The organism is Microbispora sitophila, from assembly GCF_014892245.1.
Taxonomy (GTDB): domain Bacteria; phylum Actinomycetota; class Actinomycetes; order Streptosporangiales; family Streptosporangiaceae; genus Microbispora; species Microbispora siamensis.
This window is the reverse complement of the sequence record NZ_JADBGC010000021.1, coordinates 59,682-77,208: the sequence shown is the minus strand read 5'-3', so window position 1 is coordinate 77,208 and position 17,527 is coordinate 59,682. Positions and strand designations below refer to the sequence as shown.

Annotated in this window: 13 protein-coding genes; 9 read left to right on the top strand and 4 right to left on the bottom strand. The window is 71.4% G+C overall.

Annotated elements, in window-relative coordinates; translation table 11 throughout:
• The first annotated feature begins 134 nt into the window (after nt 1-134).
• Entirely contained in the window at nt 135-2,111 is a 1,977-nt protein-coding gene (gene thrS, locus IL992_RS32590) for a threonine--tRNA ligase (protein WP_193207163.1), read from the top strand.
• A gap of 105 nt (nt 2,112-2,216) precedes the next feature.
• On the opposite strand, the gene IL992_RS32585 is transcribed toward thrS, so the two are convergent.
• The gene (locus IL992_RS32585) at nt 2,217-2,738 is read right to left on the bottom strand and encodes an Asp23/Gls24 family envelope stress response protein (RefSeq protein ID WP_193207162.1); all 522 of its coding nucleotides are present in this window, start codon (nt 2,736-2,738) and stop codon (nt 2,217-2,219) included.
• A 229-nt stretch (nt 2,739-2,967) separates the two neighbouring features.
• On the opposite strand from IL992_RS32585, the gene IL992_RS32580 reads away from it, so the two are divergent.
• Nucleotides 2,968-3,519, top strand: coding sequence for an HIT family protein (locus IL992_RS32580; protein WP_319018970.1), 552 nt, complete (start codon nt 2,968-2,970; stop codon nt 3,517-3,519).
• 30 nt (nt 3,520-3,549) lie between these two features.
• On the opposite strand, the gene IL992_RS32575 is transcribed toward IL992_RS32580, so the two are convergent.
• From IL992_RS32575 to IL992_RS32565, 3 genes are all read right to left on the bottom strand, one after another.
• On the bottom strand, nt 3,550-5,718 hold the full coding sequence (locus IL992_RS32575) for a hypothetical protein (RefSeq protein ID WP_193207161.1): 2,169 nt from the start codon (nt 5,716-5,718) through the stop codon (nt 3,550-3,552).
• A 122-nt stretch (nt 5,719-5,840) separates the two neighbouring features.
• On the bottom strand, nt 5,841-7,442 hold the full coding sequence (locus IL992_RS32570; RefSeq protein ID WP_193207160.1) for a glycoside hydrolase family 10 protein: 1,602 nt from the start codon (nt 7,440-7,442) through the stop codon (nt 5,841-5,843).
• 227 nt (nt 7,443-7,669) lie between these two features.
• Entirely contained in the window at nt 7,670-9,802 is a 2,133-nt protein-coding gene (locus IL992_RS32565) for an elongation factor G-like protein EF-G2 (RefSeq protein ID WP_193207159.1), read from the bottom strand.
• Between the two features lie 270 nt (nt 9,803-10,072).
• Between IL992_RS32565 and pgsA the strand changes: the two genes are divergently transcribed.
• The 7 genes from pgsA (at nt 10,073) to IL992_RS32530 (ending at nt 17,443) form a co-directional block, all read left to right on the top strand.
• Entirely contained in the window at nt 10,073-10,678 is a 606-nt protein-coding gene (gene pgsA, locus IL992_RS32560; RefSeq protein ID WP_193207158.1) for a phosphatidylinositol phosphate synthase, read from the top strand.
• Complete coding sequence (locus tag IL992_RS32555; RefSeq protein WP_193207157.1) at nt 10,675-11,649, top strand: phosphatidylinositol mannoside acyltransferase; 975 nt, start codon at nt 10,675-10,677, stop codon at nt 11,647-11,649. Before pgsA ends, IL992_RS32555 begins: the two co-directional genes overlap by 4 nt.
• Entirely contained in the window at nt 11,646-12,779 is a 1,134-nt protein-coding gene (locus tag IL992_RS32550) for a glycosyltransferase family 4 protein (protein ID WP_193207156.1), read from the top strand. The genes IL992_RS32555 and IL992_RS32550 overlap by 4 nt, the downstream gene beginning before the upstream one ends.
• The gene (locus IL992_RS32545; RefSeq protein WP_193207155.1) at nt 12,776-13,315 is read left to right on the top strand and encodes a hypothetical protein; all 540 of its coding nucleotides are present in this window, start codon (nt 12,776-12,778) and stop codon (nt 13,313-13,315) included. The genes IL992_RS32550 and IL992_RS32545 overlap by 4 nt, the downstream gene beginning before the upstream one ends.
• Before the next feature lie 134 nt (nt 13,316-13,449).
• Nucleotides 13,450-14,451 (top strand): DUF3048 domain-containing protein, encoded by a 1,002-nt coding sequence (locus IL992_RS32540; RefSeq protein WP_079316512.1) that lies wholly within the window; start codon nt 13,450-13,452, stop codon nt 14,449-14,451.
• Between the two features lie 107 nt (nt 14,452-14,558).
• Nucleotides 14,559-15,473: a pyridoxal 5'-phosphate synthase lyase subunit PdxS gene (pdxS, locus tag IL992_RS32535; protein WP_193207153.1), complete on the top strand. Its 915-nt coding sequence runs from the start codon at nt 14,559-14,561 to the stop codon at nt 15,471-15,473.
• A gap of 281 nt (nt 15,474-15,754) precedes the next feature.
• Complete coding sequence (locus tag IL992_RS32530) at nt 15,755-17,443, top strand: alkaline phosphatase D family protein (protein WP_193207152.1); 1,689 nt, start codon at nt 15,755-15,757, stop codon at nt 17,441-17,443.
• The last annotated feature ends 84 nt before the right edge of the window (nt 17,444-17,527 follow it).

Here is a 17,527-nt window from a genome sequence, read left to right as displayed (position 1 = left end):
TCCGGCGGCGGGCGCGGCGGATCACCGCCATTCGGGGGCGGCGGCACCGGTAGCATCGGATGCGACCGGAGCCGCCGCCTCGCGTGCGCGCGGCCACCGAGATCCACGCATCGAACCTGTCCTAAGGAGCCACCGTGTCCGCCGCCCTTGAGATACGCATCACCCTCGCCGGAGCCGAGCGCGTGGTGGCGGCGGGTACGACGGCCGGAGAGGCGCTCGGCGCCGACGGCAGGTCGGTGATCGCCGCCCGGATCAACGGCGAGCTGCGTGACCTGGCCGCCGAGGTCGCCGAGGACGACGTGGTCGAGCCGGTCGCGATCGACAGCCCCGACGGCCGGGCCATCCTGCGCCACTCCACCGCGCACGTCATGGCCCAGGCCGTCCAGGAGATCTTCCCCGAGGCCAGGCTCGGCATCGGCCCGCCGGTCGAGAACGGCTTCTACTACGACTTCGACGTCCGTGAGCCGTTCACCCCCGACGACCTCAAGCGCATCGAGAAGCGCATGCGCGAGATCGTCAAGCAGGGGCAGACCTTCCGGCGCCGTCCGGTCGGCGACGACGAGGCCCGCGAGGAGCTCGCCGCCGAGCCGTACAAGCTGGAGCTCATCGGGCTCAAGGGCGGCGCCGCCGAGTCCACCGAGGGCGCGAGCGTCGAGGTCGGCGGCGGCCAGCTCACCATCTACGACAACCTCGACCCGAAGACGGGCGAGCTGTGCTGGAAGGACCTGTGCCGGGGGCCGCACCTGCCGAGCACCCGGGTCATCCCGGCCTTCAAGCTCATGCGATCCGGCGGCGCCTACTGGCGGGGCAGCGAGAAGAACCCGCAGCTCCAGCGCATCTACGGCACCGCCTGGGAGTCGCGCGAGAAGCAGGACGAGTACCTCAAGTTCCTGGAGGAGGCCGAGAAGCGCGATCACCGCAAGCTCGGCGCCGAGCTCGACCTGTTCTCCTTCCCCGACGAGCTCGGCTCGGGTCTGCCGGTGTTCCACCCGAAGGGCGGCATCATCCGCCGGGTCATGGAGGACTACTCGCGCCGCCGGCACGAGGAGGCGGGCTACTCCTTCGTCAACACCCCGCACATCACCAAGGAGAATCTGTACAAGATCTCCGGCCACCTCGACTGGTACGCCGACGGCATGTTCCCTCCGATGGAGCTGGAGGGCGCGCGCTACTACCTCAAGCCGATGAACTGCCCCATGCACAACCTGATCTTCGGGGCGCGCGGGCGGTCCTACCGCGAGCTGCCGCTGCGGCTGTTCGAGTTCGGCACGGTCTACCGCTACGAGAAGTCGGGCGTGGTGCACGGACTCACCCGGGTACGCGGCCTGACCCAGGACGACGCGCACATCTACTGCACCCGTGAGCAGATGCGCGACGAGCTCACCTCGCTGCTGCGGTTCGTGCTCGACCTGCTGCGCGACTACGGCCTGGAGGACTTCTACCTGGAGCTGTCCACCAAGGACCCGGAGAAGTACGTCGGCTCCGACGAGACCTGGGAGGAGGCCACCCAGACCCTGCGCGAGGTGGCCGAGTCCGAGAAGCTGGAGCTGGTCCTCGACCCGGGCGGCGCCGCCTTCTACGGCCCCAAGATCTCGGTGCAGGCCCGGGACGCCATCGGCCGGTCCTGGCAGATGTCGACGATCCAGCTCGACTTCAACCTGCCCGAGCGCTTCGGGCTGGAGTATCAGGCTCCCGACGGCACCCGGCAGCGGCCGGTCATGATCCACCGGGCGCTGTTCGGGTCGATCGAGCGGTTCTTCGGCGTGCTGGTCGAGCACTACGCGGGCGCCTTCCCGGCGTGGCTCGCGCCGGTGCAGGTCGTCGGCATCCCGATCGCCGACGCCCACGTGCCCTACCTGCAGGACGTCGCCAAGCGGCTGCGTGAGCACGGCATCCGGGTGGAGGTCGACGAGAGCGACGACCGCATGCAGAAGAAGATCCGCAACGCCCAGAAGGCCAAGGTGCCGTACATGCTCCTCGCGGGCGACGACGACATCGCGGCGGACGCGGTCTCCTTCCGCTACCGCAACGGCGAACAGAAGAACGGCGTCCCGATCGAGGAGGCGATCAACGAGATCGTCGACGCCGTCCGCCGCCGCATCCAGGTCTGACGGTCCACCACGCCGAACGCGGGCGCCCCACCCGGCGCTCCCGCGTTCTCGCTTCTCCCGGCAGAGTGGTACGGCCAAGGAGCTCCCGGGGCGGACCGGCCCGGCTCAGGCGGCCGGGGTGGCCTCGGCGGGGGAGTCCTGACCGGGGAGGCGGACGTCGTCGACGGTCACGTTGACCTCGACCACGCGCATGCCGAGCATCCGGCTCACCGACCGGGCGACGTTGACCTTGACCTCGGTGGCGACGTCCATCACCACGTGGCCGTACACGATGACGATGGTCACGTCGACCGAGACCTGCTGGTCCTGGATCCTGGCCTGCACGCCCTGGGTCGCCCGCTTGCTCCCCACACCGATGCGGTCGCGTACGGATTCGAAGGCGCGCTCGAGGTCGCCGCCCAGGTCGGCGACGCCGGGGATCTCCAGGGCGGCCAGCGCGGCCACCTTCTCCACCACCTCGTCGGCGACCTTGATCCGGCCTTTGAGGACGTTCGCGGTCGGCGCCTCGGGCCTGGGGGTCTCCGCCGGCTCGGGCGGCTCCGCGCCCGCAGGGTCGTCGAGGCTCCTCTCGGCGTACGCGTCGGTCTGCTCTTCCACGCGCTCCTCGACGGCGGCGACCTCGCTCATGTGACGGCTCCTCGGGGGTGGGGGCGTCCGGCAGGTGCATTGTGCCCGATGATCAAGCAGGCCGTCCGGTGTCCGCGGATATCGGTGGACCGCCGGTCGTGACCACCCTGCCGGTGACTGGCGCAACCCGGCCGGTGAGAGGAGATCCGCGAGGTCATATGCTGCTGCCAGTGCCCAGTACCAAAGGCAACAGTGCACAGGGACAACGGGAGCGGAGGAGATCGCGGACGTGGATTCAGAGCCGATCGAGCAGGAAGGCGCCGGGATTCCCGACAGCTTCCAGCGCCTGTGGACCCCTCACCGGATGGCCTACATCAAGGGCGAGAACAAGCCCAGCGGGTCCGGCGCGGATGACGGCTGCCCGTTCTGTGAGATTCCCAAGCTCTCCGACGAGGACGGGCTGATCGTGGCCCGGGGATCGGCCGTGTTCGCCGTGCTCAACCTCTACCCGTACAACTCCGGGCACCTGATGGTCTGCCCCTACCGGCACGTGTCCGACTACGCCGACCTCGACGGGCCCGAGACCGCGGAGCTGGCCGAGTTCACCAAGCGCGCGACGCAGGCGCTGCGCAAGGCGAGCGGGGCGCAGGGCTTCAACGTCGGCATGAACCTGGGCGGCGTGGCGGGCGCGGGCATCGCCGCCCACCTCCACCAGCACGTCGTGCCCAGGTGGGGCGGCGACACCAACTTCATGCCGGTGGTCGGGCGCACCAAGGTGCTGCCGCAGCTGCTGCGCGACACCCGCGACCTGCTCGCCGACGCCTGGCCCGCCGCCTCCTGACCGTTCCTCGGCCAGGAGCCGGAAACGGTGTCAGGCTGCGGCGGGGCTCGCAGGCGGGCCCGGCGACCCGGCGGCCGGGACCGGCTCGCCATGCTGCAGGGCGCGGATGCCCGCGCTGAGGACGAGCGGCACGGCCAGAGCCAGGGCCATGGACAGCACCGCGGCCCCCGAGTCGTTGACGAGCATGCCGACCAGGCCGCTCACGAGCGCGCCGAGCAGGCCCGCCCTGAGCATGGGCGCCCGTTCGAACGCGATCGGCAGGACGCCGGCGCTCGCCGCCCCCGGCCGCAGCAGCGCGAAGACGAGGAACGCGAACGCGGCGAGCACCACGGGCATCAGGTTGGGGCTGAGCAGCGTGGAGAGCATCGCCCCGAGCTTGCGGGAGATCACCGGCAGGAACGTGCCGTCGGCCACCTGCCCCACGAAGCGGCCGAGGTGCGTCTGGCTGGCCGGGGGACGCAGGTAATCGAGGTAGGCGATCGCCATCACCAGCACGCCGCCCGCGGCGCAGAAGGCGCCCAGCTTGACGATCGACACCCGCCTGCCCGCCACGATCAGCGCGGTGACGGCGATGCCCGGCACGAAGGCGATGACGCCGCCGAAGTCGCTGCCCACGCCCGGCCAGCCGTCGAGCAGCATGGCGAAGGCCCCGAGCGCGGCGACCAGGGCCACCGCGACGGCCTTGCGGCCCGCTCTGACCAGCCGGTCGGCGGCGGCCGTGGTGACGAGCAGCACGGCGGTGGCGAGCAACGCGAACGGGATGTTCCCCAGGCCGTAGTAGCGGGCGCCGACCACCCCCGTGTAGCCCATCAGGCTGTTGAGCTGCAGGGGCGTGCCGGTCAGCAGGTCGCCGAGCAGCACGGCCGCGGTCGCCGCCGCGATCACGGTCAGCGGCCCGAGCACACCGCGCCGCCACGGGCCCGCGAGGGCCGCCACGGTCAGCGCCGCGGCGATCGCCGCGATCGTGGCGAAGAGCGTGACCGCGGGCTGCGCCGTACGGGCCCACGGGGTGAGGTTGACGAGGTAGGTCGAGACGGGGATCGAGGCGAGCGCCACGGCGGCGGCCCGTACGGCGGGCAGCCCGCCGCCGCGGCGGCGCAGCAGCAGGAACGCGGTGACGTAGAAGACCACCTGGAGCACGGCGAGCGTGGTGAAGAAGACGCCGGTCATGTCACGGATCGTCTGCCCGGCGACGTCGGCGGTGCGCAGGGCCGCCACGCGCTCGTCCAGGCTTCCGCCCGTCGCATGGGTCTCGACCGGCACGCCGACGACGGCCGGGGGAGCGGCCACCCCGGTCCTGGCCAGGATCGTGGCGGTGAGATCCGGAACGATGATCATGTCGTCCCGGTGCGTGGACCGGGCGCCGAGCGTCCGCGCCGGTCCGCCTCCCGTTCCGCTGCCGGGTCCGCTGTCAGGGCTGTGCAGCATGGCGGCCCTGAGATGAGGGACCGAGCCGTGGTCGGAGAGCCCGGCGACCAGCACCGTCGCCGATCCGAGCCGCGGCAGGAACGAGCCCAGCTTCGTGTCGGCCGCGCGCGCCGCGGCCCGCCGCGCGTCGGCGGACAGGCGCTCGGGCACGTCGCTCAGACGGTCGCCGGAGACGTAGGGCGCGACGAGGTCGGGGATCTCCACGGCGACCACGTCGCCGCGCGACCACTGCGTGACCTCGGCGGGGGAGGGGGCGTAGACGTCCACCCGGCCCTCGCGGTCGGCCAGCGCGAGCGCCGCTCCCGGGCCGACGGCCATCGTCGTCCGCCCGGCCGCGTGCAGGGCCTGCCCCAGCGCACCCGCGTCGCGCTGCTCCCGCACCTCCCACAGCCAGGAGAAGTCGGGGACCACCGCCCCCTCGCCGGCGGCCTCGGGCGTGGGGGCCATGCCGCACGCTCCCCCCACCGCCGACCGCACCCCGGCCGAGACCGTGAGCCAGGCGTCGTACGGGCAGGTGTCCTTGCGTACGGCCCGCACCGACAGGGAGCCGAGGGCGGACTCGCCGGCGAGCCGCCAGAGGTTCGGGGTGTCGGCCGGGGTGACGTCGCTCCACATCAGGCCGGGGATTCCGACGAGGACGACCCGTTCACCGGCCGCCGGCGCCGGCCCGGCCGCGAAGGCGGCGGACGCGGCCGCCGCGGGAGCGGAGGCCGCGGCCGACACGCCGAACACGATGGCGACGACCGCGCGCTTCACCCACGTGCCACTCACCGGCGACCCCCAGCCCCCGTACTTGATCTTGAAAAAACTCGCGACCACGCTACCGGACCTGTCGACGCCCGCGCAGCAGATCGGCGGGGAGTCGCGGGCGGGGATGGCGCCTCGGGGCGGGGTCAGGCCGCCCGGGTCGCGGGGCTCTCGTTGCCGACGCGGTCGACGGCGGTGACGTAGTAGGCGCCGGGGGCGCCGGCGGCGTACGACGGAGCCTGCGAAGCCGGCACGACGGCCACCAGGTTGCGCGCGTCCGCCGTGGCGCAGGAGGCGTCCTTGCCCGTCACCCGGTAGATCCCGTACGCCTGGGCGCCCGGCTGGGCCTGCCACGTCAGCGTCCCGCCGGCGGCCTTCACCCCGCGCGGGGCGGCGGGGGCGGAACCCTGTCTGAGCACCGGCGGCAGCGCCGGGCGGGCGTAGTGGCTCTTCACGATCCGGTCGAGCACGCCCAGCGGGTTCTTCACCAGTTGCGCGGCGCTGAAGTAGACGTCGCCCGAGATCTCCGGATATTTGCGGTTCAGCGTGAGGTGGGCCGGCAGCTCGCCCGCCTTCGTCCAGGCCGGGGTGTCGGCAGCGCCCACCCGGTAGAGCGCCTGCCCGATGTAGAGGTCGACGTCGGTGCCCTTCACCGCGTCGGCCCACCACTTGGCGAGCACGGAGTAGTCGGCCGCGGCGAAGCCCCGGGGCCAGTAGAGCTGGGGCATCACGTAGTCGACCGAGCCCGCCTTGATCCACGCCCTGGCGTCCGCGTAGATCGAGTCGTAGGCCGACATGCCCTTGGTGGCCGAGCCCGCCGGGTCGTCGCTCGTGTTGCGCCAGATGCCGAACGGGCTGATCCCGAAGACGGCGTACGGCCTGGCCGTGTGCACCGCCCGCGAGACCTGGGCGACCAGCTGGTTCACGTTGCGCCGCCGCCAGTCGGCCAGCGTCAGGCCCTTGCCGTACTTCTTGTACGCGGCCTGGTCGGCGAACCGCGTGCCCTGGCTGGGGTAGGGGTAGAAGTAGTCGTCGAAGTGGACGCCGTCGACGTCGTAGCGCTTGACGACGTCCGTCACCACCTTGGTCACCCAGTCGCGCACCTGCGGCAGGCCGGGGTTGTAGTAGAGCTTGCCCTCGTGCTTGACGGCCCAGTCGGGATGCAGGCGCGCCGGGTGCCCGGCGGGCAGCGTGGAGGAGGCCGAGTCGGCCGCCCGGTAGGGGTTGAACCACGCGTGGAACTGCAGGCCGCGCTTGTGGGCCTCGTCCACCAGGAACGGCAGCGGGTCCCAGCCCGGGTCCTCGCCCGCCGTGCCGGTGAGCCACTGGGACCACGGCTCCAGCGACGAGCGGTAGATCGCGTCCGAGGCGGGCCGCACCTGGAAGAACACCGCATTCAGGTGACGCTTGACCGCGTTGTCGAGGATTTTCACATATTCGGCCTTCTGTCGGTCGGGTGACAGCCCCGACTTCGACGGCCAGTCGAGATTGTGCACGGTGGCGATCCAGACGCCGCGAAGCTGGCGCTTGGGGTATTTCACGCTGGTGGCGCAGGTGTCCGCCGCCGTGAGCGTCTCCGCCTCGACCTGCTGCCGCGTCGCCTTCGCCGCCGCCGTACGCCCGTCCTTCTCGGCGCCGACCTTTTCGGCCTGGGCGTCGGGGCCGAGCGTGTAGGCGGCTCCGACGGCGACGGCGGCGATCACGGTGGTCGCGATCAACGGGCGGATGACCTGTCCCCGCTCGGTCACGTGGCTACCCCTCCGATTTGCCAGTAAGTCCGGCCATAAGTCTTACATCGGCAAAAGAGCGGTTTAGCCAGAAAAACGAAATGAACTTGTGATGCGGATGTGACGCGGGGCACCTCCTGGGGCTGCCCTTGCCTCACGCAAATGAAACCCGGCTCCTGGCGACGGCGCGGGTGAGCTGCGAAAACCCCCGGCGGCCGGGAGGCGGGCCGCCGGGGTCTCCGATCGGGCTACTGCTCGCCCGCCGCGGCCACCTTGTCGGCCAGGTGCGCGGGCAGGGGCTCGTACCGCAGGAAGGAACGGCTGAACGTGCCCGCCCCGTGGGACAGCGAGCGCAGGTCGATCGCGTACCGCGTGACCTCCAGTTGCGGCACCTCGGCGCGCACCAGCGTGCGGCCGGTGCCGACCGGCTCGGTGCCGAGCACCCTGCCACGGCGAGAGGACAGGTCGGACATCACGGCTCCGACGTACTCGTCCGACACGAGCACCGACACCTCGTCCACCGGTTCGAGCAGGTGCGTCGCCACCTTGGACGCGGCGTCCTTCAGCGCCAGCTGACCGGCGATCTGGAAGGCCATGTCGGAGGAGTCGACCGAGTGGGCCTTGCCGTCGTAGAGCGTGACGCGCACGTCGACCATCGGATAGCCGGCGACGACCCCGCGTTCCATCTGCGCCCGCACGCCCTTCTCCACGGACGGAATGAACTGCCTCGGCACCACGCCGCCCACGATCTTGTCGACGAACTCGAACCCGCCGCCCGAGGGCAGCGGCTCGACCTCGATGTGGCAGATCGCGTACTGCCCGTGGCCGCCGGTCTGCTTGACGTTGCGCCCCATGCCCTGCGCCTTGCCGGCGAAGGTCTCCCGCAGCGGCACGCGCAGGTCGATCTTCTCGACCTCGACCCCGTGCCGCTTGGCCAGGCGGTCGAGCAGGACGTCGGAGTGCGCCTCGCCCATGCACCACAGCACGAGCTGGCGGGTCTCGGCGTTGTTCTCCAGCCGCAGGGTCGGGTCCTCCGCGACCAGGCGGGCCAGAGCCTGGCTGAGCTTGTCCTCGTCGGCCTTCGACCTCGCCCTGATTGCGACCGGCAGCAGCGGTTCCGGCATGGTCCACGCCTCGACCAGCAGCGGGTCGTCCTTGTCCGACAGCGTGTCGCCCGTCTCGGTCCGCGACAGCTTCGCGACCGCGCAGATGTCCCCGGCGACGCACTTGCCCACGGTCCGCTGCGACTTGCCGAGCGGTGACGACAGCGCGCCCACCCGCTCGTCGACGTCGTGGTCCTCGTGCCCCCGTTCCGCCAGGCCGTGGCCGGAGACGTGCACCGTCATGTCCGGCCGCAGCGTGCCCGAGAAGACCCGGACCAGGCTGATCCGCCCGACGTACGGGTCGCTCGTGGTCTTCACGACCTCGGCCACGAGCGGGCCGTCCGGGTCGGCGGTGATCTCCCTGCACGGCTTGCCGTCGATCGAGGTGATCTTCGGCAGCGGGTGCTCCAAAGGCGAAGGGAAGCCCTGCGTGACGATCTCCAGCAGCTCCAGCATGCCGACGCCGGGCGCCGTGGCGAGGACCGGGTAGAAGCCGGCCCGCGCGACCGCCTTCTCCAGGTCGTCGATGAGCACCTTGGTGTCGATCGTCTCACCGGAGAGGTAGCGGTCCATCAGGGACTCGTCCTCGCTCTCCTGGATGATCCCCTCGATGAGGTCGCCGCGGTACTGTTCGATGAGCGTCAGCTGGTCGGCGTCCGGCTCCCGCTCGGTCCGGCGCCCGCCGCCGTAGTCGAACAGCCGCTGCGACAGCAGTCCGAGCAGCCCGGTGCCGTCCACCGGCAGGTAGAGCGGCGCCACGCCGTCGCCGAACGCGTCCTGGCAGGTGGCGAGGACCTCGTCGAAGTTGGCGCGTTGATGGTCGATCTTGGTGATGACCACGGCGCGGGGCATCCCGACGACCGCGCACTCCTCCCAGAGCATGCGGGTGAGCCCGTCCACGCCCTCGGCCGCCGAGACGACGAACAGCGCCGCGTCGGCCGCGCGCAGCCCGGCCCGCAGGTCGCCGACGAAGTCCGCGTATCCCGGGGTGTCCAGAAAATTGATCTTGATGCCGTTGTGGACGACGGGGGCGACCGACAGGTTGACGGAACGCTGCTGGCGCACCTCCACCTCGTCGAAGTCGCTGACTGTGGTGCCGTCCTCGACCCGGCCGGGACGCTGGATGGTGCCCGTCTCCGCGAGGAGCGCCTCGACCAGCGTGGTCTTCCCGGCCCCGGAATGGCCGACCAGCACGACATTGCGCACCATGTCCGGCCGATCGGCCGCGGGTGCCCTGCCCGCGGCCCCTGTTGTCGCGCCGGTTGATCTTTCGGCCACGTCGCCTCCCGAATCTCCGAGCGGTCGGGATGGGCACGTGGCACGCACCCCGCGCCGGCCGCTCATGCCGTCGCTGTTCCGCGCCCGGGGGCCTCGCCCTCTCAGGACCGTGCGGCGGCCGGCACGGCGGGTTCACCTCCGTGTCATCTCCGCGCGGCCCTGCGGGCGCGTGCTCTTCACCCTTTACCCATGTGGCGCATATCACAAGACTTTTCGGCGGAATGTGCTTGCGAGATGCGGCGGCGCTGGATGGCCTACGATCGGACGGCGATGTTGAACATCCTGCGCCCCGCCGTCACCCGAGTCATGACCCCGCTGGGACGAGCCCTCGCCCGCTGGGGGATCTCGCCCGACGTGATCACCACGATCGGCACGCTCGGAGTGGTGGCCTCTGCCCTCGCCTTCTACCCGCTCGGGCATCTGTTCGCGGGAACGCTCGTCATCACGTTCTTCGTGCTCGCCGACCTCCTGGACGGCGTGCTGGCCCGGATGACGGGCAAGGGGAGCACGTGGGGCGCATTCCTGGACTCCACGCTCGACCGTCTCGGCGACGCCTCGATCTTCTCGGGGCTGATCCTCTACTTCGTCCTCAAGGACGAGCCCGAGATCGTCCTCGCGACAGTCGCGCTCTTCTGTCTCGTCGCGGGAGCATTGGTCTCCTACGCCAAGGCCAGGGCCGAGGGTCTCGGCATGACCGCGAACGTCGGCATCGCCGAACGGGGGGAGCGTCTCGTGGTCGTGCTCGTCGCGGCCGGACTGTCCGGACTCGGCGTGCCGTACGTCCTGGCGGCCGGGCTCTGGCTGCTCGCCGCCGCCAGCGCCGTCACGGTGGTCCAGCGGATGGTGCACGTCTACAGACAGGCGGTGGTCAGATGAAGGGCACGGCCGGCCCACCCTCCGGGCGGCCCCCGAGACCCGGCGCGGCGCCGCTCGCCGACCGGCTGGTCGCGGCGGCGTACATCGTCGGCTGGGCCGTGGTCCGCTACGTGCCGGAACGGCTGGCCGCCTGGTTCTTCCGGGTCCTCGCCGACTGGCTGTGGCGCAGGCGGGGCAAGTCCGTGCTCCGCCTGGAGTCCAACCTGGCCCGCGTCGTCGGCGGCGACCCCGGCGACCACGCCGTACGCGACCTGAGCCGGGCCGGCATGCGCTCCTACTTCCGCTACTGGATGGAGTCGTTCCGCTTCACGGCCTACACCCGCGAGCGCATCCTCGACGGCACCCGGGCCACCGGGGGCGAGCACATCTTCGACAACCTCGCCCGGGGCAGGGGAGTGGTGGTCGCGCTGCCCCACATGGGCAACTACGACCTCGCCGGGGCCTGGCTGGTCCACATGGGCCACCGCTTCACCACCGTCGCCGAGCGGCTGAAGCCGGAGTCGCTGTTCGAGCGCTTCGTGGCCTACCGCGAGCAGCTCGGCATGGAGGTGCTGCCGCTGACCGCCAAAGGCGGCGGCAGCGCGATGGCGTTCGGCACGCTCGCCAAGCGGCTGCGCGAGGGCAGGCCGGTCTGCCTGCCCGCCGAGCGCGACCTGACCGCCTCCGGCGTCGAGGTCGAGTTCTTCGGCGCCAGGACGCGCATGGTCGCCGGCCCGGCCGTGCTGGCGATCCAGACGGGCGCCGCGCTGCTGCCCGCCGTGCTGTGGTTCGACGGGGACGGCTGGGGCATCCGGATCTACGAGGAGATTCCCGTTCCGACCGAGGGGACGCGGGAGGAGAAGGTCGGGGTGATGACCCAGGCCGTGGCGGCGGTGTTCGAGAAGGGCATCGCCGAGCATCCGGAGGACTGGCACATGCTCCAGCGCCTGTGGCTCGACGACCTGGAGCCCCGCCCCGGGGCCGGGTCGTGAACGTCGGCATCGTCTGCCCGTACACCTGGGAGGTCCCCGGGGGCGTGCAGGCGCACATCAGGGACCTCGCCGAGGCGCTCATCGAGGATGGACACAAGGTGTCCGTCATCGCCCCCGCGGCCGACGACGCCGAACTGGAGGCGTACGTGACCCCGGCGGGCCGCGCCGTGCCCGTGCCGTACAACGGGTCGGTCGCCCGCCTGGCGTTCGGGTTCCTGTCCGCCAACCGCGTGCGCAAGTGGATCAGGGAGGGTGGGTTCGACGTGCTGCACGTGCACGAGCCCGCCGTGCCGTCTCTCGGCGTGCTCGCCTGCTGGGTCGCACGCGGGCCCATCGTGGCGACTTTCCACGCTTCCTACGAGCGGTCGCGGGCGATGTCGGTGGCCGCGCCGATGCTGCAGAGCGCGCTGGAGAAGATCACGGGCAGGATCGCGGTCTCCGACGCCGCCCGCAAGACGCTGGTGGAGCACCTCGGCGGCGACGCGGTGCTGATCCCGAACGGCGTCACGGTGCGCAGGTACGCCGAGGGCGAGCCGCTGCCGGGCTGGGGCCCCGACGGCAACGTGATCGGCTTCCTCGGGCGGATGGACGAGCCGCGCAAGGGCCTGGCCGTGCTGCTGGAGGCGTTCGCCCTGCTGGCCCCCGAGCGGCCCGCGCTGCGGCTGCTCATCGCCGGTCCGGGCGACCCCGACGACGTGCTCGGGCGGGTGCCCAAGCAGTACCGGGACAGGGTCGGACTGCTCGGCATGGTGAGCGAGGCCGACAAGGTGCGCGCCTACCACTCCGTGGACGTCTTCTGCGCGCCCAACCTCGGCGGGGAGAGCTTCGGGATCGTGCTCACCGAGGCCATGTCGGCCGGGGCGCCGATCCTCGCCAGCGACATTCCCGCCTTCCGGCGCGTGCTCGGCGAGGGGCAGGCGGGGGCGCTGTTCGCCACCGGGGACCCCGCCGCCCTGGCCAGGGAGGCCGCCCGGCTGCTCGACGACCCGGAACGCCGCGCCAAACTGTCCGACGAGGCCCGCCAGGCCGTGTGGAAGTACGACTGGTCGACGGTCGCGCGAGAGGTCGTGCGCGTCTACGAGACGGTGACCAACTCCAGCACGGGTGTGGTGGAGGACGCGCTGCCGTGACCACGACCCTGATCCTCGTGGCGGCCGTGGTCGTCGTGCTGTTCGCCGTCTACGTCTCGTGGCGGGCCGGGCGGCTCGACCGTCTCCACATCCGCCTGGAGACCGCGCAGGCCGCGCTCGACGCCGCGCTGCTGCGCCGCGCCGCGGTCTGCCTGGAACTCGCCGGCTCGCGCATCCTCGACCCCGCCACCTCCCTGGTGCTCGCCGCGGCCGCCCACGAGGCCCGTACGGCGGGGCCGGACGAGCGCGAGCACGCCGAGAGCGACCTGTCGAGGACCCTGCGGGCGGTGGTCGACCAGGAGCGGTTCCGCGAGAAGCTGGCCGAGCACCCCGCGGGGGCGGCGCTGCTGGAGGAACTGGACACGGCGGTCGCCAAGGTCGTCTACTCGCGCCGGTTCTACAACAACGCCGCCGGCGTCACCCGTACGGCGCAGCGGCGCTGGCTGGCACGCACGCTGCGCCTGGCCGGGCACACCGATCCGCCCCGCTTCTTCGACATCGACGACGAACCGCCCGAAGCCCTCGCTACTGGATAGTCACTTTTTGTCGGGCATTTCGGGTCAATCCCGGTAAGCTCATGCCGTTTCATTGCCATGCTGGTCAACGGGTCCGCGTGGGCCAGGTCCGTCGTGCCTGGTGGCGGGGCTCTCCACCGGGAGGAGCGGGTACGGTGCGGGCAGGGATCGGCTTCACGCTGGCCATGGCGGTCATCCTGACCGGAACCGCGTGTTCCGGCGACGACAAGCCCGCCGCCCAGTCCCAGGAGGCGAGCCCGTTGGCGTCCCCGTCGCCGACGCCGCCTCCCGAGCACCCGTTCACCGGCCGCCCCGTCGCCGCCCGCAAGCCGGTCCTCGCGGTGAAGATCGAGAACACCCACGCCGGCAAGCCGCAGATGGGCCTGCGCAGCGCCGACATCGTCTTCGTCGAGCAGGTCGAGGGCGGGCTCACCCGGCTCATGGCGATCTTCTCCTCGAAGCTGCCCGCGCAGGTGGGGCCGGTCCGCAGTGCCCGCATCTCCGACCTGCACATCCTCCCGATGTTCGGCAAGCCCGCCCTGGCCTACTCCGGGGTGCAGACGAAGATGATCCCCTACGTCCAGAAGGCCTCGCTGTTCGACGTGTCCGACAGCCGGGTGCCCGGCGCGTACACCCGTGCGCAGGGCCGGGTCGCGCCGTACAACCTGATCGGCAGCCCCAGGAAGCTGCTCGCCAAGGCGCCGCAGGCGAGCAAGGCCGACGACATCGGCTTCGTCTTCTCCGACGAACCGCCGGCCGGGGGCACGCCGCAGAAGAGCGTCTCCGTCCGCTACCCGGCGGCCCGCTTCACGTTCGCCTGGTCGGCCGCGCAGAAGCGCTGGCTGGTGACGCAGGACGGCGAGAAGGACATGGCGGCCGAGGGCGGCCAGCAGGGGGCCCCGACGATCGTCATCCAGTGGGTGAAGACCGACCGCTCGGAGTTCCACGACTTCACCGGCAGCTACACCCCGCTCGTGCACACCGTGGGCAAGGGCACCGGCGTCGTGCTCAGGGACGGCCAGGCCTACCGGGTGAAGTGGTCGCGCGCCTCGGAGAAGGAGGGCACCACCTACACCATGGCCGACGGCACGCCCATGCCGTTCGCTCGCGGCCAGGTCTGGGTCGTGCTCGCCTCGCGCAAGCCCGTCGCGCCGTGATGGACAAAAGGTTTGATCGACTCTGACATATGGGCGCGTCGGGGGCGGGATCGGCCAGCGCCTACCATGGAGGGGATTCCGTAGGCCCGCCGTCGTGAGGTAGCACCGTGTCCAGCAGCACCCCCGAAGTCAACGAGACCACCGCCGTCGGCACCGCCCGCGTGAAGCGCGGCATGGCCGAGATGCTCAAGGGCGGTGTCATCATGGACGTCGTCACCCCGGAGCAGGCCAAGATCGCCGAGGACGCCGGAGCCGTCGCCGTCATGGCGCTGGAGCGCGTCCCCGCCGACATCCGCGCCCAGGGCGGGGTTTCCCGGATGAGCGACCCCGACATGATCGAGGGCATCATCAACGCCGTCTCCATCCCGGTGATGGCCAAGGCCAGGATCGGCCACTTCGTCGAGGCCCAGGTGCTCCAGGCGCTCGGTGTCGACTACATCGACGAGTCCGAGGTCCTCACCCCGGCCGACTTCGCCAACCACATCGACAAGTGGCAGTTCACCGTCCCCTTCGTGTGCGGGGCCACCAACCTCGGCGAGGCGCTGCGCCGCATCACCGAGGGCGCGGCGATGATCCGCTCCAAGGGCGAAGCCGGGACCGGCGACGTCTCCAACGCCACCACCCACATGCGCAAGATCCGGGGCGAGATCAAGCGCCTCACCTCGCTGCCCGAGGACGAGCTGTACGTCGCCGCCAAGGAACTGCAGGCGCCGTACGAGCTGGTGGCCGAGGTCGCCAAGCTCGGCAAGCTGCCGGTGGTGCTGTTCACCGCGGGCGGCATCGCCACGCCGGCCGACGCCGCGATGATGATGCAGCTCGGCGCCGAGGGCGTGTTCGTCGGCTCGGGCATCTTCAAGTCCGGCGACCCGGCCAAGCGCGCCGCCGCCATCGTCAAGGCCACCACGTTCTACGACGACCCCGACGTGATCGCCAAGGTCTCGCGCGGCCTGGGCGAGGCGATGGTCGGCATCAACGTCGACGACATCCCCGTGCCGCACCGCCTCGCCGAGCGCGGCTGGTAGGCGCGTCTCCGGGAGCATCCACGAAGGCCGCCGACGACGGCGTGTCGGTCGCGGGGGCCGGAAGTGAGTCGATACGCTCGGCTGGGAAATCCAGCCGAGCGTCTTCGCGTGCACGACGGCATCCTGGGGATCTCATTTTCGGCATAGGGCCGGAACTGAGATGACAGAGCGCGGATGTCGCCTTTCGGGGGACCGGTATCGTTCCGCCGATCTTTACTCTTCTGTCACGATCGATCGTCAGGCTGCGGGCGTCCCGCCTCTGATCGTCACAGGGAGCCCAATTGCCCGGCCTCGATCGTCGTTCCTTCCTCGTCACCGGAATCGCCGCGGGCGCCGTCGCCGCGATCCCCGCCGCCGCCTCGGCGGCACCCACGCCCTCGCCCGAGGCGGCGGGCGGACCGGCCTCCCGCGGCCTGCGTTCCGACCCGTTCACGCTCGGCGTGGCCTCGGGCGACCCCGACCACGCCGGCTTCGTGATCTGGACCCGCCTCGCCCCGCAGCCGCTGGCCGAGGACGGGCTCGGCGGCATGCCGCAGCGGACGTTCGCCGTGCAGTGGCAGGTCTACGCCGACGAGCGCTGCCGCCGCGTGGTGCGGGCGGGCGTGACCGAGGCGAGCCCGGAATGGGGGCACAGCGTCCACGTCGAGGTGGACCACCTCGAGCCCGGCAGTGAGTACTGGTACCGCTTTCGCGTCGGGCCGTACGTCTCACCGGTGGGCAGGGCCCTGACCGCGCCGCACCCGCTGTCGTTCGGCGGCCCGCTGACGATGGCCTTCGTGTCCTGCGCGCAGTACGAGCACGGCTACTTCACCTCCTATCGGCGCCTGGCCGAGGACCACCCGGACCTGGTCCTCCACCTGGGCGACTACCAGTACGAGTACACCAAGAACACCTACGTCGCCCCCGGTGGCAACGTGCGCGACCACGAGGGGCCGGAGACGGTGACGCTCGCGAACTACCGCCAGCGGCACGCGCAGTACAAGACCGACCCGGACCTGCAGGCCGCGCACGCCGGCGCGCCGTGGCTGGTCGTCTTCGACGACCACGAGCTGGACAACAACTGGGCCGACGAGATGCCGGAGCACCCGGAGGAGCAGGCTGCCTTCCTCGAACGCCGGGCCGCCGCCTTCCGCGCCTACTACGAGAACATGCCGCTGCGCCGCACCTCGGTGCCGCGCGGCATCGACATGCAGCTCTACCGGCGGGTCAGGTGGGGGGCGATGGCGAACTTCCACATGCTCGACACCCGGCAGTTCCGCGACGACCAGGGCTGCGGCGACGGCTACAAGGACTGCCCCGCGGCGGTCGACCCGGCCCGCTCGATCATGGGCTTCGAGCAGGAGGCGTGGCTGCTCGACGGGTTCCGGCGGTCGCGGGCGCGCTGGGACGTCATCGGCCAGCAGGTCTTCTTCGCCCAGCGCGACAACAACGCCGGGCCGGCGAAGATCACCAGCCAGGACGCCTGGGACGGCTACGTCGCGTCGCGGCAGCGGGTCACCCAGGGCTGGATCGACGCCGGCGTGCGCAACCCCGTCGTGCTGACGGGAGACGTGCACGCGCACTGGGCGAGCGACCTGAAGCTGGACTACGACGACCCGACCGGCCCCACGGTCGGATCCGAACTGGTGACGAGCTCCATCAGCACCACCGGCGACGGGGCCGACTCCGACCCGGCGGCGCACCCGTTCCTGCAGATCAACCCGCACCTGAAGTTCTACAACAACCAGCGCGGCTACGTGCTGACCAAGATTGACAGAGACGTGATGACCGCCGACTTCAGGGTGGTGCCCGTCGTCTCGGCCCCCGGCTCCGAGGTGCACACCAGGGCGACGTTCGTGATCGAGGACAGGGTGCCCGGCGTGCAGCAGACATACCTGCGCCCGCTCGACCCCTCGATCGCGGCGCGGCGTGAGATGACGGCCGAGGACATGGCGGAGGCGACCGTGCGCCAGGAGACCGAGCGCCCCTGACGGCGCGCCTCGGCGGGCGGCGTCCCCTTTCCGGGGCGCCGCCCGCTTCGACTGCTGCGGACCGGCCACCGCTAGGGTGACCTG